The 16,321-nt window shown below is 75.4% G+C and carries 14 protein-coding genes and 1 pseudogene; 8 read left to right on the forward strand and 7 right to left on the reverse strand.

Translation table 11 applies throughout. The annotated features are described in order from the left end of the window. Both PGN05_RS19510 and PGN05_RS19515 read right to left on the reverse strand, forming a co-directional pair. Window positions 1-246 (reverse strand): annotated as a pseudogene (locus tag PGN05_RS19510) (endonuclease); the annotation flags it as partial. A 148-nt stretch (window positions 247-394) separates the two neighbouring features. Continuing rightward, on the reverse strand, window positions 395-874 hold the full coding sequence (locus tag PGN05_RS19515) for an Lrp/AsnC family transcriptional regulator (protein ID WP_419754232.1): 480 nt from the start codon (window positions 872-874) through the stop codon (window positions 395-397). A 214-nt stretch (window positions 875-1,088) separates the two neighbouring features. Between PGN05_RS19515 and pdhA the strand changes: the two genes are divergently transcribed. The 6 genes from pdhA to PGN05_RS19545 all read left to right on the forward strand — a co-directional run bounded on the left by pdhA (window position 1,089) and on the right by PGN05_RS19545 (window position 6,787). Next, window positions 1,089-2,228, forward strand: a complete 1,140-nt coding sequence (gene pdhA, locus PGN05_RS19520; RefSeq protein ID WP_419754233.1) for a pyruvate dehydrogenase (acetyl-transferring) E1 component subunit alpha — start codon at window positions 1,089-1,091, stop codon at window positions 2,226-2,228. Next, a complete protein-coding gene (locus PGN05_RS19525) occupies window positions 2,225-3,205 on the forward strand; it encodes an alpha-ketoacid dehydrogenase subunit beta (protein WP_419754234.1) in 981 nt (326 codons plus the stop codon). Before pdhA ends, PGN05_RS19525 begins: the two co-directional genes overlap by 4 nt. A gap of 2 nt (window positions 3,206-3,207) precedes the next feature. Further along, a complete protein-coding gene (locus PGN05_RS19530; RefSeq protein ID WP_419754235.1) occupies window positions 3,208-4,686 on the forward strand; it encodes a dihydrolipoamide acetyltransferase family protein in 1,479 nt (492 codons plus the stop codon). A 26-nt stretch (window positions 4,687-4,712) separates the two neighbouring features. Beyond that, entirely contained in the window at window positions 4,713-5,087 is a 375-nt protein-coding gene (locus PGN05_RS19535; RefSeq protein WP_419754236.1) for a hypothetical protein, read from the forward strand. Beyond that, on the forward strand, window positions 5,084-6,250 hold the full coding sequence (locus PGN05_RS19540; protein ID WP_419754237.1) for an AGE family epimerase/isomerase: 1,167 nt from the start codon (window positions 5,084-5,086) through the stop codon (window positions 6,248-6,250). Before PGN05_RS19535 ends, PGN05_RS19540 begins: the two co-directional genes overlap by 4 nt. 69 nt (window positions 6,251-6,319) lie before the next feature. Beyond that, window positions 6,320-6,787 (forward strand): SRPBCC family protein, encoded by a 468-nt coding sequence (locus PGN05_RS19545; RefSeq protein WP_419754238.1) that lies wholly within the window; start codon window positions 6,320-6,322, stop codon window positions 6,785-6,787. Window positions 6,788-6,907: 120 nt separating this feature from the next. Here PGN05_RS19545 and PGN05_RS19550 read toward each other — a convergent pair whose 3' ends face one another. The 4 genes from PGN05_RS19550 to PGN05_RS19565 are packed head-to-tail and all read right to left on the reverse strand — an operon-like array spanning window position 6,908 to window position 11,156. Continuing rightward, window positions 6,908-7,168 (reverse strand): HPr family phosphocarrier protein, encoded by a 261-nt coding sequence (locus PGN05_RS19550; protein WP_419754239.1) that lies wholly within the window; start codon window positions 7,166-7,168, stop codon window positions 6,908-6,910. Between the two features lie 47 nt (window positions 7,169-7,215). After that, complete coding sequence (locus PGN05_RS19555) at window positions 7,216-9,333, reverse strand: PTS fructose transporter subunit IIABC (RefSeq protein ID WP_419754240.1); 2,118 nt, start codon at window positions 9,331-9,333, stop codon at window positions 7,216-7,218. Between the two features lie 21 nt (window positions 9,334-9,354). Continuing rightward, window positions 9,355-10,392 carry a 1-phosphofructokinase family hexose kinase gene (locus PGN05_RS19560; protein ID WP_419754241.1) on the reverse strand — a complete coding sequence of 346 codons (1,038 nt, stop codon included), beginning with the start codon at window positions 10,390-10,392 and terminating at the stop codon, window positions 9,355-9,357. After that, window positions 10,389-11,156 carry a DeoR/GlpR family DNA-binding transcription regulator gene (locus tag PGN05_RS19565; protein WP_419754242.1) on the reverse strand — a complete coding sequence of 256 codons (768 nt, stop codon included), beginning with the start codon at window positions 11,154-11,156 and terminating at the stop codon, window positions 10,389-10,391. The genes PGN05_RS19560 and PGN05_RS19565 overlap by 4 nt, the downstream gene beginning before the upstream one ends. A gap of 163 nt (window positions 11,157-11,319) precedes the next feature. Here PGN05_RS19565 and PGN05_RS19570 point away from each other — a divergent pair, with 163 nt between their 5' ends. Further along, complete coding sequence (locus PGN05_RS19570) at window positions 11,320-13,029, forward strand: phosphoenolpyruvate--protein phosphotransferase (RefSeq protein ID WP_419754243.1); 1,710 nt, start codon at window positions 11,320-11,322, stop codon at window positions 13,027-13,029. A 496-nt stretch (window positions 13,030-13,525) separates the two neighbouring features. Here PGN05_RS19570 and PGN05_RS19575 read toward each other — a convergent pair whose 3' ends face one another. After that, a complete protein-coding gene (locus PGN05_RS19575; protein WP_419754244.1) occupies window positions 13,526-14,026 on the reverse strand; it encodes a DUF4396 domain-containing protein in 501 nt (166 codons plus the stop codon). Between the two features lie 230 nt (window positions 14,027-14,256). Here PGN05_RS19575 and PGN05_RS19580 point away from each other — a divergent pair, with 230 nt between their 5' ends. Beyond that, entirely contained in the window at window positions 14,257-16,317 is a 2,061-nt protein-coding gene (locus PGN05_RS19580) for a diguanylate cyclase domain-containing protein (RefSeq protein ID WP_419754245.1), read from the forward strand. Window positions 16,318-16,321 lie beyond the last annotated feature (4 nt).

Raw genomic sequence — 16,321 nt, forward strand, 5'->3', positions numbered from 1 at the left:
CACCACCCGGCCGGCCTCGGCCGCGGACAACCGGGCGTGCCCGCGCAGCCAGGAGCGCATCGTCGTCAGCCCGTCGTGCTCCGCGGCCCGCCGGACGTCCGCGGCCCGCACCGTGCGGGCCAGCTCCGCCTCGATCCGGTTCCGCGCGGCGACCAGCGCCGCGATCCGGTCCAGCAGCTCCCCGTCGCCCAACCCGGCCAGGTCACCGCCCGCGAGCGTGTCGAGCACCGACGACAACCCGTCCACGACACCTCCCGGCAGCTTCGATCACGTGCTCGAATAGTACCGCGATCAGGCGCCGTCCACTACGCGAATCCCCAGGTCAGGCGGCTGTCCACAGTCCCAGCCGCCCCCTTGGCAGTCGCGCTGGGACAACGGTGAGTACCCGCCCTCGTCAGGCCCCGTCCGGGCCGGCGGCGCGCTCGAGCAGCGGAGCGATCCGGTGGTCGACCAGCCGGCGCAGCGCCAGTGCGGTGTCGGTGCGCTGCACCCCGGGGATGGCCAGCACGCGCTCGGTGATCCGCCACAGGTCGTCGGCGTCGGTCGCCACGACCCGCACCAAGAGGTCTGCGACCCCGGAGAGTGCGGTCACCTCCAGCACCTCCGGGATGTGGGCGAGCGCATCGCCGACGTCCGCCAGGCTGCGCTGCACCACCTGCACCGTCACGTAGGCCGACAACCGGTAGCCGAGGGCCTCGGGGCGGACGCGGGCCTCGAAGGGCGCCAGCGTGCCGCTGCCCTCGAGCCGGGTGAGGCGCGCCTGCACCGTGTTCCGGGCCAGCCCCAGCTTCTGGGACAGTGCCATCACGGTCGCTCGGGGGTCCTCGGACAGCGCCTGCAGGAGGCGCGCGTCGGTGGCGTCAACGGCCGGCACGGTGCTCAGTCTGACATGCGTGGACGTCCTAGTACCGAGCATTCTGCGCACCTGATGGGATCCCCCTTGCGCATCCCGCAGGAGCGGTGATCTTCTCGGTCGGGCGGGGGGCGTGCCACGATGTGTGAGTGGCGCCACACCCCGGTGCCACGAGACGTCCAGCACCGCCTGGCGCCGGCGACCCCGGCCCGAGCGGCCGACGGAGGAGTGAGCCGTGAGCCTGTCGAGCGGAACCACCGAGGTGGTCGACCCCGTACCCGGGGCCGGGGCACCCCACCTCCCGCAACAGCCCGACCTCGTCCAGCTCCTGACACCCGAGGGCGAGCTCGTCGAGCACCCCGAGTACTCGATCGAGCTCTCCGACGACGAACTCCGCGGCCTGTACCGCGACCTCGTCCTGGTCCGCCGGTGGGACGTCGAGGCCACCGCCCTGCAGCGCCAGGGCGAGCTGGGCATCTGGGCCTCGCTGCTGGGGCAGGAGGCCGCCCAGATCGGCGCCGGCCGCGCGATGCGGCCCGGTGACACCGCGTTCCCGACCTACCGGGAGCACGGCGTCGCGTGGACCCGCGGCGTCGACCCGCTGCACGTCATCAGCCTGTTCCGCGGCGTGGACAACGGCGGCTGGGACCCGGTGGCCACCGGCTTCAACCTCTACACCGTCGTCATCGGGGCCCAGTGCCTGCACGCCACCGGCTACGCGATGGGGCTGCAGCGCGACGGCGCCGAGTCCGCCGCGCTGGCCTTCCTCGGCGACGGCGCGACCAGCCAGGGCGAGGTCAACGAGGCGATGATCTGGGCGGCGAGCTTCTCCGCACCCGTCGTCTTCTTCTGCCAGAACAACCAGTACGCGATCAGCGTGCCGCTCGAGCGCCAGTCGCGGGTGCCGCTGTACCAGCGCGCTGCGGGCTTCGGCTTCCCCGGCGTCCGCGTCGACGGCAACGACGTCCTCGCCGTCCTCGCGGTCACGCGGGCCGCCCTCGCCGCCGCCCGCGAGGGGCAGGGCCCGACGTTCATCGAGGCCTTCACCTACCGGATGGGCGCGCACACCACCTCCGACGACCCGACGCGCTACCGGCTGGCCAGCGAGCTGGAGGAGTGGAAGCTGCGCGACCCCATCGCCCGGCTCAAGGCCCACCTGGCGCGCACCGGCGTCGCCGACTCCGCGTTCTTCGACGGGGTCGAGGCGGAGTCCGACGAGCTCGCCGCGCGCATCCGCAGCGGCACGGTCGAGATGCCGGACCCGCCGGGGTCGGCGATCTTCGACCGGGTCTACGCCGAGCAGACCCCGCACCTGGCCGCCCAGCAGGCCGGGTTCGAGGCGTACCAGGCGAGCTTCGAGGGAGGCCACCGGTGACCGCCCAGACGCTCACCATCGGCAAGGCACTCAACCTCGGCCTGCGCAAGGCGATGGAGGACGACGCCAAGGTCGTGCTGATGGGCGAGGACATCGGCCGCCTCGGCGGCGTCTTCCGCATCACCGACGGCCTGCAGAAGGACTTCGGCGAGGACCGCGTCGTCGACACCCCGCTGGCCGAGGCCGGGATCCTCGGCACCGCCGTCGGCCTGGCGATGCGCGGCTACCGGCCGGTCTGCGAGATCCAGTTCGACGGCTTCGTCTTCCCCGCCTACAACCAGATCGTCACGCAGGTCGCCAAGATCCACGCCCGGTCCCGCGGGAGGCTGGCGATGCCGATCGTCATCCGCATCCCGTTCGGCGGGGGTATCGGCGCCGTGGAGCACCACAGCGAGAGCCCCGAGGCCTACTTCGGGCACACCCCCGGCCTCAAGGTCGTCGCGGTCAGCAACCCGGTCGACGCCTACTGGGGCATCCAGCAGGCGATCGCCCACCCCGACCCGATCGTGTTCCTCGAGCCCAAGCGCCGGTACTGGGAGAAGGCGGAGGTCGACCCCGACGCCACCCCGGAGCCGCTGTTCGCCTCCCGGGTGGTCCGCGGCGGGGACGACGTCACCGTCCTGGCCTACGGCCCCATGGTGAAGACCGCGCTGCAGGCGGCCGAGGCCGCGGCCGAGGAGGGCCGTTCCCTCGAGGTCGTCGACCTGCGCGCCCTCTCCCCCCTCGACCTCGACCCGGTGTACGACAGCGTGCGCCGCACCGGCCGCTGCGTCGTCGTGCACGAGGCGCCGCTGACGCTGGGCCTCGGCGCGGAGATCGCCGCACGGGTCACCGAGACCTGCTTCCACTCGCTGGAGGCGCCGGTGCTGCGGGTGGGCGGCTACGACACCCCGTATCCGCCGGCGAAGCTCGAGGAGGAGTACCTGCCCGACCTCGACCGGGTGCTGGACGCCGTCGACCGCGCGATGGGCTTCTGAGGATGGGCGAGCTGCGGCAGTTCAAGCTGCCCGACGTCGGCGAGGGGCTGACCGAGGGCGAGATCCTGCAGTGGCTGGTCGCCGTCGGCGACACGGTCACGGTCAACCAGCCGCTGTGCGAGGTGGAGACGGCCAAGGCCGCCGTCGAGCTTCCCTCGCCGTGGGCCGGCACGGTCACCGCGCTGCTGCACGACGCCGGGGCCACCGTCGACGTCGGGTCGCCGATCATCACGATCGACATCGGCGGTTCGGCGCCGGCCCCCGACGGCGACGGCGCGGGCGCGGAGGTCCAGGCCGGGCTGATCGGCGGAGCGGCTCCCGGCGGCCGGACGGCGGTGCTCGTCGGCTACGGGCCGCGCACCACGGAGGCCCGCCGCCGCCCGCGCCGCGCCGTCCACGCGCACCCCGCACCCGCCCAGCTGCCCGGGGCCGACTACGGCTCCGGCGGGACCGACCACCCGCCGCTGCTCACCACCGCACCGGACGCGACCACCAAGCCCGTGCGGCACGGGGGCCTGGAGGTCGGGCGGCAGGCGGAGGCCCACGCGCTGGCCGAGGACGCGGCGACCGCGCTCGTCGCCCGGCCCGGGCAGGGGCGGCCGCGGCCGCTGGCCAAGCCGCCGGTGCGCAAGCTGGCCAAGGACCTCGGCGTGGACCTGGCCGCGCTGACCGGCAGCGGCGCCGGCGGGGTCATCACCCGCGCCGACGTCGAGGCCGCCGCCGGGCGCGTCACCGCCGCGGAACCGGTGCCGGTGCCGCAGCCGCTCGCGCCGGTCGCCGCGGGGGAGGTCCAGCGCATCCCGATCAAGGGGGTCCGCAAGCACACCGCCGCGGCGATGGTGGCCAGCGCGTTCACCGCGCCGCACGTCACCGAGTTCCTCACCATCGACGTGACGCGGATGATGAAGCTGCGCACCCGGCTCGCGGCCCGGCCCGAGTTCGCCGGCGTCAAGGTGAGCCCGCTGCTCTTCGTGGCCAAGGCGCTGCTGCTCGCGGTCCGCCGGCACCCGATGGTCAACAGCTCCTGGGACGAGGCCGCGCAGGAGATCGTCGTCCACGGGCAGGTGAACCTCGGCATCGCCGCGGCCACGCCGCGCGGACTGGTGGTCCCCAACGTCAAGGACGCCGACCGGCTGTCGCTGGCCGAGCTGGCCGGTGCGCTGGCCGAGCTGACCGAGACCGCGCGCGCCGGGCGGACCGCGCCCGCGGACATGACCGGCGGCACGATCACGATCACCAACGTCGGGGTGTTCGGCGTGGACACCGGGACGCCGATCCTCAACCCGGGTGAGTCGGCGATCCTGGCGTTCGGCGCCGTCCGCGAGATGCCGTGGGTGCACAAGGGGAAGGTCCGGCCGCGGCAGGTGACCCAGCTGGCGCTGTCGTTCGACCACCGCATCATCGACGGGGAGCTGGGCAGCCGGTTCCTCGCCGACGTCGGCGCGCTGCTGGCCGACCCCGGCACCGCCCTGGCGTTCTGACCGACCCGCCCGACGGAGGACCTGCCGTGGACCGACGACTCCCGCTGCTCGCCCTGGTGCTGTTCGTCGTGCTCACCGGCGCCTCGATCGCGGTCAGCGGCTCCCGTCCGGGCCTCGATCAGGGGACGCTGCCGTGGCTGCTGCAGGTCATCGGCCACCTGTTCGCGCTGGCGGCGGGGGTCCTGCTCGCGGCGCACGGCGACGGGGGGCAACGCCGGACCGGGTTCGTCGTCCTGGCCGCCGTCGTGGTGCTCGCCCTGCTGGACGCCGCCGTCCTGGCGTCGGACGAGGGCGGGGCCAACATCGGCGCCGGGTTCGTGCGGCTCCTCCTCCTGCTCGTGCTCTGCGCCGCCACCGCCCGCGTGGCCCGGGACGTCGTCGCGGCCCGCCGTCCGCGATGACCGACCTGCCACGGCTGCTCGACTTCGCCGAGCGCTCCGCGGTGCCGGGCGGGTTCGGCTTCCTCGGTGCGGACGGGCAGGTGTTCGCCGACCGCCCGCTGATGACGTTCATCACCGCGCGCAAGACCCACGTCTTCGGCCTCGCCCAGCTCCTGGGCCGGCCGGGTGCGGAGGAACTGGTCCGTCACGGAGTCGCGGCGCTGACCGACGGGCCGCTGCGCGACCACGACGCCGGCGGCTGGCGCGCGACGGCCGAGGACGACACCAAGTCGGCGTACGTGCACGCCTTCGTCGTCCTCGCGGGGGCGACGGCCACGGTGGTCGGCGCGGACAGGGGTCGGGCGCTGCTCGACGCCGCGCTCGACGTCTGGCAGACCCGGTTCTGGGACGACGCGGCCGGACTCGCGGTCGAGGAGTGGGACGCCGGCTGGACGCGGCTGTCGGACTACCGCGGCGTCAACGCCAACATGCACGGCGTCGAGGCGTCCCTGGCGGCCGCCGACGCGCTGGGCGACGACCCGCGGGCGGCGCAGCTGCGGGCCCAGGCGCTGCGCACCGTGGAGCGGGTCCTGCACGGCTGGGCGCGGGAGGGCGACTGGCGGTTGCCCGAGCACTTCACCCCCGGGTGGACGCCGCTGCCCGAGTACAACCGCGACGACCCCGCCCACCAGTTCCGGCCCTACGGCGTGACGATCGGGCACCAGTTCGAGTGGGCCCGCCTCGCCCTGCACGTCCGGGCGGTCACCCCGGACCCGCCGGACTGGCTGCTCGAGGACGCGGTCGGCCTGTTCGGCGCCGCCGCCGAGCGCGGCTGGGCCGCCGACGGGCACGACGGGTTCCCCTACACGCTGGACTGGGCGGACCGCGTGGTGGTCGGCGCCCGCATGCACTGGGTGCTCTGCGAGGCGATCGCCGCCGCCGCGGTGCTCGCCCAGGTCACCGGCGAGCAGCGCTACCGCGACCTGGTCCGGCGGTGGCGCGACCACGGCGAGCAGCGGTTCGCCGACCCCGTCACCGGGAGCTGGCACCACGAGCTGGCGCCGTCCGGCGAGGTCACCTCGGGGACGTGGGACGGGCAGCCCGACGCCTACCACCTCAGCCAGATGCTGCTGCTGTCCGAGGAGCTCCCCGTGCGCGGCAGCGTGGCGGCCGCCCTGCGCTGACGCGTGTTCGGGACCGGTCGGCTGGGTAGGCGGTGCACCACCGAGTTCCCGAGACAGAGGAGAGTTCCCGTGGCCAGCGTGCAGGAAGCCATCGACGTCGACGTCCCGATCCGGGTGGCCTACGACCAGTGGACGCAGTTCGAGACCTTCCCGCAGTTCATGGGCGGGGTCGAGCGGATCACCCAGCTCGACGACACGCGCACCCACTGGATCACCAACATCGACGGCGTGAAGCGCGAGTTCGACGCGGAGATCACCGAGCAGCGCCCCGAGGAGCGGGTGGCCTGGACCAGCACCAGCGGCGAGGCCAAGCACGCGGGCGTGGTGACCTTCCACCGCCTCGACGACGCCAAGACCCGCGTGATGATCCAGATCGACTGGGAGCCGGAGGGGCTGGTCGAGAAGGCCGGCGCGGCCCTCGGCTTCGACGACCGGCAGGTCAAGGCCGACGCCAAGAAGTTCAAGGAGTTCATCGAGAGCCGGGGCACCGAGACCGGTGCCTGGCGCGGTGAGGTCCCCCGGCCCGACCAGCCCTGAAGGACGCCCTCGCCCCCACCGCTCGCACGCTCGCGGCGGGATCCTGCGAGGGCGCCGTTCCAGCACCTCACGTGACGGCGCCCGCCCCCTGCTGCAGGGGCGGGCGCCGTCGTCGGTCGGTCAGTCGGCGTCGAGGTCCTGGGCGACCATGCCGGCGATCTGGTCGAGCACGGCCTGGTCGTCACTGGTGACGACGACCTCCGTGCCCTTCTTGGCGCCGAGGGTCATGATCATCAACGGCGAGCCGGCGTCCACCGGGTTCCCGCCGGCCGTCGCCAGGGTGACCGGCACCCCGGCCTTGCCGACGGCCTCGGCGATGAGCGCGGCCGGGCGGGCGTGCAGCCCGACCCGCGAGCCGACGGTGACGACTTGACTGGGCATCTGTCCTCTTCCTCGCTGCGGGGGATCGGTGGTCACAGCCTGCCCGGTCAGGCCCGGGTCGGCTGGGTGACGGGGGCGGCGACGTGGGCGTGCGCCAGGTCCACGGCGTCCTCGGGGACGGCGTCGGCCTTCGGGCGGCCGATCGTCTTGGCGACGGTCACCGCGACGGCGCCGACGACCATGCCCGCGAGGATCCCGATCACGAACCACAGCAGCCCGGTGATCGCGAAGAACACGAAGATGCCGCCGTGCGGGGCGCGCAGCTCGACCCCGGCCGCCGCGACGATCGCGCCGGTCGTCGCCCCGCCGAGCATCATCGACGGGATGACCCGCAGCGGGTCGGCCGCGGCGAACGGGATGGCGCCCTCGGAGATGAACGAGGCACCCAGCAGCCAGGCCGCCTTGCCGTTGTCCCGCTCGGCCGGGGTGTAGAGCTTCGGGCGGACGGCCGTGCTCAGCGCCATCGCCAGCGGGGGCACCATGCCGGCGGCCATGACGGTCGCCATGATCACCAGCGGGGCGCCGCTGCCGGCGGCCAGCCCGGTGGTGGCGAAGACGTAGGCCGCCTTGTTCACCGGTCCGCCGAGGTCGAAGCACATCATCAGGCCGAGGATGATCCCGAGCAGCGCCGCCGAGGTGCCGGTCAGGCCGTTGAGCCAGTTGCCCAGGCCGGTCAGCGCGGCGGCCAGGGGCCGGCCGAGGACGACGGCCATCAGGCCGCTGGAGATCAGCGTCGCGAGCAGCGGGATGATCACGACCGGCTGGAGGCCCCGGACACCGAGCGGCAGCTTCCAGCGGCTGATCCACAGCGCGGCGAAGCCGGCGATGATGCCGCCCACCAGGCCGCCGATGAAGCCGGCGCCCACGGTGACGGAGACGGCACCGACGACGAAGCCGGGGACGATGCCGGGCCGGTCGGCGATCGCGTAGGCGATGTAGCCGGCCAGCGCGGGGACGAGGAAGCCGAAGGCGGCCTGGCCCAGCACCGTGCAGACCGCGCCGAGGTACCCGAAGAACCCGTCGTTGAGCCCCTCGAGCGGGGCGGCGGTCGGCAGGTCGAAGAACGAGTTGTTGAGCACCCAGCTGAGCGCGAAGCTCTGGCCCTCGACGTCCGGGTTCGGGTTGACGATCTGGTAGCCGCCGAACAGGAAGCCCAGCGCGATGAGCAGGCCGCCGGCCGCGACGAACGGGATCATGTAGCTGACGCCGGTCAGCAGCCAGCGGCGGATCTCCGCGCCGGAGCTGGGGCCGCCGGCCGAGGACGACGCGGCGTGCGCCTCACCCGTGGCGCCCGCGCCGGGGACCCGGCGGGCGTTCGGGTCGTCCGCGGCGGCCAGCGCCTCGCGGATCATCACGTCCGGCTCGTTGATCGCCCGCTTGGTGCCCGACTGGACCAGGGGCTTGCCGGCGAACCGGTCGCGGTCCTTGACGCCCACGTCGACGGCGAAGATGACGGCGTCGGCGTTGCGGATGACGTCCGGGGCCAGCGGCGTCGAGCCCGAGGAGCCCTGGGTCTCCACGTGCAGGTCGACGCCGGCGTCCGCCGCCGCGGCGGTGAGCTTGTCGGCGGCCATGTAGGTGTGCGCGATGCCGGTCGGGCAGGCGCTGACCACGACCACGCTGCGGCGGGCGGCGGCTGCCTGCGGCTGGACCGCGGGTGCCGGGGTGGGCGCCGGCGCACCGGCGGGGGACCCGACGGGCGCGGCCGCGGACTCCGGGGAGACGACCTCCTGCACCAGGCGGACGACCTCGTCGTCCGACCCGGCCGCCCGCAGCGACGCGACGAACTCCGGCCGCACCAGCGCCCGGGCGAGGGCGGTGAGCAGGGTCAGGTGGTCGGCGTCGCCGTGCGCGGGGGCGGCGATGAGGAAGACGAGGTCCGCCGGCCCGTCGGGGGCCCCGAAGTCGACCTCCGGAGTCAGCCGGGCGAAGGCGAGCGACGCCTCGGTGACCGCCTCCGAGCGGCAGTGCGGGATGGCGATGCCGCCGGGCAGGCCGGTGGCGGCCTGGGCCTCGCGGGCCAGGGCGTCCCCGGCGAGGCCGTCGGCGCTCGTCGCGCGCCCCGCGCCGGCCACCAGGGCGGCCAGGCGGCGGACGACCGCGCTCTTGTCGGTGCCCAGGTCGGCGTCGAGCGCCACCAGGTCAGGGGTGATCAGGTCGGGCATGGCGGACCTCTCGGGAGGGGGTCAGCGGACGTCGCGGCCGGCGGCCGGGACGGCGGTGCGGGGCGGTGCGGACGTCGGGGCCACGGGCGCCCCCAGGGCGGTGACCTCGACGGCGGCCCGATCGACCTGGGCCGGGGTCGGGACGGCGGAGCCGGGCAGCGATGCACTGGCGGCTCCGTAGGCGACGGCGGCCCGGAGCCGCTCCGCGGGGGGTGCGCCGGCCAGGTCGGCCAGCAGGTGGCCGGCCAGGCTGCAGTCCCCGGCGCCGACGGTGCTGCGGACGGCGATCCGCGGCGGGACGGCCGACCACACCCCCTCGGCGCAGGACAGCAGCGCGCCGTCCGCCCCGAGGGTCAGCAGCACCTCGGCCACGCCGCGCGCGTGCAGGGTGCTGACGGCCGCCAGTGCGGCGTCCCGGTCGGCGGTCAGCTCCGCCTCCGTCGCGCCGGCCAGCTGGGCGAGCTCCTCGGCGTTGGGCTTGAGGAGGTCGGGCGCGGCGTCCGGGCCGGCGTCGAGCAGGGCCAGCAAGGGCGCCTCGGAGGTGTCGACGGCGATCCGCGCACCGGTGTCCCGCAGCGACCGGACCAGGTCGGCGTACCAGCCGACGGGGGTCCCGGGCGGGAGCGAGCCGGAGAGGGCCACCCAGCGGGCGCCGGCGGCCGACTCGTGCAGCACGGCGGTCAGGCGGGCGCGGGTGGCCTCGTCCAGCGGGGCGCCGGGCTCGTTGAGCTTGGTGGTGGTGCCGTCGGGCTCGGCGAGGGTGTAGTTGGTGCGCACCGGCGTCGGGACCGCCACCGTGGCCAGGGGGAGGCCCAGCCGGTGCAGCGCGGCGACGATCGGGTCGTCGTCGGCGGCCGGCAGCACGGTGACGACGTCGGCGCCGGCGGCGGCCACCGCGCGGGCGACGTTGACGCCCTTCCCACCCGGCTCGGTGGAGCTCGGCGCCAGCCGCGCCACGCTGCCGCGCTCGAGCGGGCCGGGCAGGGCCAGCGTGCGGTCCAGGCTCGGGTTGGCCGTCAGGGTGACGATGCGGCCGGTGGGCGGCCTCTCGGCGCTCACGCGATCACGACCTCGACGCCGGCGTCCTCGAGCCGGGCCACGAGCGCCGGGTCGGCGCCGTCGTCGGTGACCAGCACGTCGACGTCGGCCGGGGCGGCGAACCGGACCAGGTGCTCACGGCCCAGCTTGCTGCTGTCGGCGAGCACGGCGACCCGCTGACCGGCGCGGGTCATGGCGCGCTTGACCGACGCCTCGGCCTCGTCCGGCGTGGTGAACCCGTGGTCAGCGGTGATCCCGTTGGTGCCGAGGAAGGCGACGTCCACCCGAAGGTCGGCGAGGGTCGTGATCGCCTGCTCGCCGACGGCGCACTGCGTGATCCCGCGGACCCGGCCGCCGACCACGTACAGGGAGAGCCCGGCCATCGTGCCCAGCCGGGCGGCGATCGGCACCGAGTGCGTGGCCACGAAAAGCCGCCGGTCCGGGGGCAGCAGCTCGGCGAGGGCGGCGGTCGAGCTGCCGCCGTCGAGCAGCAGGCTGCCGTCGGTGCCCGGGAGCAGGTCGAGGGCGGCGGCGGCGATCTTCCGCTTCTGCTCGCTGCGGGTGCCGTGCCGCTCGCCCAGAGCCGTCTCGACGTAGGTCAGCGCCCCGGCCGGCACCGCGCCGCCGTGCACCCGCCGCAGCATCCCGGCGCGCTCGAGGACGGCCAGGTCCCGCCGGACCGTCTCGGTGGTGACGCCGAACTCCTCGGCCAGCGCGGTCACCGCCACGCGGCCGCGGTCGGCGACCAGCCCGGCGATGGCCTGCTGTCGCTCCTCCGCGTACACCGCACCACCCCTTCCCGTGCCCGTTCATGTGGGTTTGCGCTTTTGATGGTGTTGTTCTACGTCCGATCCGTTGACAAGTCAACAGATTTCCGTGACCGTGGTCACCAGCAGGACGGCGTGTCCGTCGGCGCCCCCGGTCCCTACGGCTCCCAGGCAGGTACTGATGACCACCACTTCCAGCACCGCTGCTCCCTCCGTCGGCACCGGCCCCGCCGTGCTGCCCGGCACGCCCGTGGTCCCGGGCGTCGCGTACGGCCCGGTGATCCGCCCGTCCGGCGCGGTGCGCCTGCCCGAGGACGACGGCACGGTCGTCCCCGAGGAGGCGCGGGCCGGGGAGAAGCAGCGCTTCGTCGCGGCTGCCGACGTCGTCGCCGACCGCCTGGGCCGGCGCGCGGCCGGGGCGACCGGCGTCAGCGCGGAGGTCCTGGCGACCACCGCCGGCCTGGCTCGTGACCGCGGGCTGCTGTCGGCCGTGGAGCAGCGGATCGACGGCGGGACCCTCGCCGCGGTCGCCACCGTGCAGGCCGCCCAGCAGTTCGTCGACCTGTTCACCGGGCTCGGTGGCCTCATGGCCGAGCGGGTGACCGACGTGCGCGACGTCCGCGACCGGATCGTGGCGGAGCTGACCGGCCAGGGGGAGCCGGGCGTGCCGAGCCCCGTCGTCCCCTCCGTGCTGCTCGCCGACGACCTGGCGCCCGCCGACACCGCCGGGCTGGACCCGGCCCGCGTCACCGGCCTGGCCACCCGGCTGGGCGGCACGACCAGCCACACGGCGATCATCGCCCGCCAGCTCGGCCTGCCCTGTGTCGTCGCGGTCCACGGACTGGACGACGTCCCCTCCGGCGCCACCGTCCTGCTCGACGGCGACCGCGGCACGGTGACCGTCGACCCCGACCCCGAGGACGCGCGGGCGCGGGTGACCGCCGCCCGCCTGGCCGCCGAGTCCCTGGCCGGTTACCGCGGTCCCGGCCGCACCCGGGACGGGGTGGTGGTCAAGGTGCTCGCCAACGTGCAGGACGGCGCCGGCGCGCGGGCGGCCGCCGCGGCGCACGCGGAGGGTGTCGGGCTGCTGCGCACCGAGCTGGCCTTCCTGGGGCGCGCGGAGGAGCCGTCGGTCGACGAGCAGGCGCGCGGGTACGCGGAGGTGTTCGCCGCCTTCGAGGGACGGCGGGTCGTCCTGCGCACCCTGGACGCCGGGTCGGACAAGCCCCTGGCCTTCGCCACGCCCCCGGACGAGGCGAACCCGGCCCTCGGCGTCCGTGGCCTGCGCATCGCCCGCCGCGACCCGGGGCTGCTCGAGCGGCAGCTCGACGCCGTCGCCGAGGCCGCCCGGCTGACCGGCTCGCAGCCGTGGGTGATGGCGCCCATGGTGGCCACGGTCGGCGAGGCGGCCGACTTCGCCCGGCAGGTGCGCGACCGCGGCCTCGTCCCCGGCGTGATGATCGAGGTGCCGTCGGCGGCCCTGCTGGCCGACCGGCTGCTCCGGCACGTCGACTTCCTGTCGATCGGCACCAACGACCTGTCGCAGTACGCGCTCGCCGCCGACCGGCTCTCGGCCGACCTCGCCGACCTGACCGACCCGTGGCAGCCGGCCCTGCTCGCCCTCGTGCAGCTCACCGCGGCGGCGGGCGAGCGGGCCGGCAAGCCCGTGGGCGTCTGTGGGGAGGCGGCGGCCGACCCGCTCCTGGCCTGCGTCCTCGTCGGCCTCGGGATCACCTCGCTGTCCTGCGCGACGTCGTCGGTCGCGGGGGTGGGCGCCCGGCTGGCCGGGGTCGACCTGGCGGCCTGCCGGGCGGCCGCCGAGGCCGCGCTGGCCACCGACGACCCGCAGGCCGCGCGGGCGGCCGCGCGGACCGCCCTCGCCGCCGGCTGAGGCGGATCTCACCCCACGGGGTGAACGAACGTCACCGCGTGGCTACCTCTCCTTCGTTTTCTTCGGAATAGTCTCGGTCCTGCCTGCATTGCATAGGGTGCAGGCCCCCGAACCGGAGAGAGAAGGCAGCAGAGATGAACAGCGTGACGGCGAGCTGGCGGCAGCGTCGGCAGGTGGCGCGGACGCGTCGGGCGCTGGACCGCGCCCTCGCGCGCAGCAGCAGCCCGGCCATGCGCGACGAGCTGCTCACCATGGCGAACGCGAGCGGGTTCCCGCTCCGCTGAGCGACGACCCCTCCCTGGCCCCCGCACCCGCGGGGTGCCGCGACCGTGTGCGACCCCGGCCTCCTCGTGTGGAGACCGGGGTCGCTCGCTGTCCGCCGCCGGATTTCGTCGGTTCCTGGCCCCGTCCCGGGTCCCGCCCTGAGCGGGCGAAGGGTGGGGAGGACGGGGTCCCGCCCTGAGCTGGCGAAGGGTGGGGAGGACGGGGTCCTCTTTCAGTGGAGGCCGTGGACGACGGCGTGCCCCCTGCCGCGGCCGATCATCCAGCGGTTCACCGGCAGGGTGACGACGAACGCCACGGCCAGCGCCCCGGCCAGGGCGAACCAGAACAGCGCGCTGGTGACGCCGGCCTCCATGGCCCCGGGGACGGACAGCACGACGGCGTTGTCGACGACCTCCATCACCGCGATGGAGAGCGTGTCGGCGGCCAGGGCCACCCGCAGGGCGCGCCGGAACGGCAGGCCGACCCGCAGCACGCCGCGCATGGTCAGCGCGTAGCCGAAGACGAAGGCCAGGGCCACCGCCAGGGCGACCGTCGCGCCGTCGGGCAGGCCGAGCGACGTCCCGATCACCATGCCGAGGACCTCCCCGATCGCGCAGCCGGTCAGGCAGTGCAGCGTCGCGGTCGCCGCCATGGCCCACGAGGCCGGTCCGCGGCCCCCGCCGTGTCCCTGGTGTGCGGGCCCCTCGTGCTGGTGCAGTCCGGTCGCCTCCATCGGAGACACCTCCTCCTCGTCGAACCCCCGGTGACTCATACCCCGTGGGGGTATCTGTCGTTGTACTCTCCCAGCCCGGCGGGTGCAAGGGAGTCCGCACCGGACCGGCGTCCCCCCTTGGGGGTGGCCGGCTCAACGCGGCGCCCTGGGCTGCCGATGGAGGTGCGGGAGGCCGGGAGCGTGCGGCGCCGCCGCCGCACGGGCACCCGGTGGCCGGAGAGGGACGGGCGATGAGCGGAGACCTGCCGGCGGAACCCCGGGAGACCTCGGGGGCCACCACGTCCCTCGTGCTGGGCTACGTGCGCGCCCAGGCCGGCGACGCCGCCGTCGAGGACGTCCTGCGCCGTGCCGGTGTGCCGTGCACCGCGGAGGAGCTGTCCCGCGCCTCGTCCTGGACCAGCTACGACACCCGCATCCGCCTGTTCACCGCCGCGACGGAGGTGCTCGGCGACCCCGACGCGATGTTCCGGGTCGGCCGTGCGGCGCTGAGCCACTGCATGCACCCCGCACTCGTGCTGCTGGTGCGCGCGATGGGCTCGCCGCGGCACGTCTTCCGGCAGCTGCCCCGCGCGATCGCCATGTTCTCCACCACCTCGACGATGGAGGTCCTCGAGGTCGGTGCCCGGTCGGCGACCGTCCGCTTCCGCCTGCGTCCCGGGTACGTGCACTCGCGGCTGGACTGCGCCTACGCCCAGGGCCTGATCAGCACGGTGCCGGCGATCTTCGGTCTGCCCCCGGCCGAGGTGCGGCACAGCGAGTGCGAGTCCGACGGCCACCCGGGCTGCCTCTACCAGCTGACCTGGCAGCGCCATCGCCGCTGGCGCCGCCGTCCGGTGAGCGCTCCGGAGCTCACCGCGCTGCGCGACCAGGTGCGCATCCTGCAGGCGGCGGCCACCGACCTCGTCGCGAGCGACGACGTCGACTCCGCCCTCCAGCGCATCGTCGCCCGCGCGGCCGAGGCGGTGCTCGCGCCCGGGCACGTCCTCGCCGTCACCGACCCCGCCGGCGGTCCGCCGCTCGTGCAGGGCGTCGGCCTGCCCCGCGCGGAGGTCGAGGAGCTCGCGGCCGCACTGCTGGCCGGGGCCGACCCCGGCCCCCACGTCATCGCCGTCGACGTGGCCTCGGGCCGCCGCACCCACGGCCGGCTGGCCGCGGTCTACTCCCCCGGAGGCGGGCCCCTCGGCGACGAGCGGCAGATGCTGGCCGCCTACGCCGGCCACGCGGCCGCGGCGCTGGACCTGCTGCTCGCGCTGGAGAGCTCCCGCCAGGAGGCCTCGCGCGCCGGCGCGCTGCTCGCCGTCGCCCACGAGCTGGCGCAGGCCGAGGACGCCGCCGCCGTCTGCCGGGTGGTCGCCGAGGCGCTGCCCGGGATCGTCGGCTGCGACAACGGCGCGCTGTTCCTGTGGGAGCCCGGCGCGGGCTCCCTGGTGACCGCCGCCGCGGCCGGGCAGCTCGGAGGGCAGCGCGAGCTGCTGCTGCAGACGTCGCTGACCGCCGAGGACACCCCCGAGCTGATCGGCATGCTCACCGACCGCGAGCCGCGGTTCCTCGACCCGGCGACCGCCAGCCCCGCCCTGGCCGAGCTCCTCACCCGGCTGGAGGTCGCCCGGGCGGTCGCCGTGCCCATGCAGTTCGGCCGCACGTTCCTCGGGGTGGCCGCCGCCAGCTGGGCACCCGGCCGGGCCCCCGCCCGCCTGGACGGCGACGCGCTGGACCGGCTGCGCGGCGTCGGCGACCAGGCCTCGACGGCGCTGCAGAAGGCCCGGCTGCTGGAGACCGTCCGCCACCAGGCCACGCACGACGCGCTGACCGGGCTGCCCAACCGCGTGCTGTTCCTCGACCGGCTGGGCGCGGCGCTGGCCGGCACCGGGCCCGAGCAGCACCTGGCCGTGCTCTTCTGCGACCTCGACCGCTTCAAGGCGGTCAACGACTCCCTCGGCCACGCCGCCGGAGACGAGCTCCTCCGCCAGGTGTCGGCCCGCCTGCGCGCCGCCGTCCGGCCGGGGGACACCGTCGGGCGGCTGTCCGGCGACGAGTTCGCCGTCATCCTCCCCGGCCTGACCCGGCCCGAGGACGCCGACCGCGTGGTGGCCCGGGTGCGGGGCTGCTTCGACGAGACGTTCCGGCTCGACGGCACCGACGCGGTCGTCGGCACGAGCATCGGGGTCGCCGTCCACAGCGGGGAGTGGGGCGCGGCGGACGCGCTGCTGCGCGCCGCCGACGCGGCGATGTACCGGCACAAGCACGCCGGCCGGACCGGCGCGGACGCACCCGAGGCGCCCGAGTCCTGAGCGC

It is taken from the genome of Geodermatophilus sp. CPCC 206100, assembly GCF_048569675.1.
Taxonomy (GTDB): domain Bacteria; phylum Actinomycetota; class Actinomycetes; order Mycobacteriales; family Geodermatophilaceae; genus Geodermatophilus.

What these genes read in the sequence shown, in the direction of transcription:
- PGN05_RS19530 (WP_419754235.1), top strand. Translation starts at nt 3,208, where the DNA reads ATGGGCGAGCTGCGGCAGTTCAAGCTGCCCGACGTCGGCGAGGGGCTG.
- PGN05_RS19540 (WP_419754237.1), top strand. Translation starts at nt 5,084, where the DNA reads ATGACCGACCTGCCACGGCTGCTCGACTTCGCCGAGCGCTCCGCGGTG.
- PGN05_RS19550 (WP_419754239.1), bottom strand. Translation starts at nt 7,168, where the DNA reads ATGCCCAGTCAAGTCGTCACCGTCGGCTCGCGGGTCGGGCTGCACGCC.
- PGN05_RS19555 (WP_419754240.1), bottom strand. Translation starts at nt 9,333, where the DNA reads ATGCCCGACCTGATCACCCCTGACCTGGTGGCGCTCGACGCCGACCTG.
- PGN05_RS19570 (WP_419754243.1), top strand. Translation starts at nt 11,320, where the DNA reads ATGACCACCACTTCCAGCACCGCTGCTCCCTCCGTCGGCACCGGCCCC.
- PGN05_RS19575 (WP_419754244.1), bottom strand. Translation starts at nt 14,026, where the DNA reads ATGGAGGCGACCGGACTGCACCAGCACGAGGGGCCCGCACACCAGGGA.
- PGN05_RS19580 (WP_419754245.1), top strand. Translation starts at nt 14,257, where the DNA reads ATGAGCGGAGACCTGCCGGCGGAACCCCGGGAGACCTCGGGGGCCACC.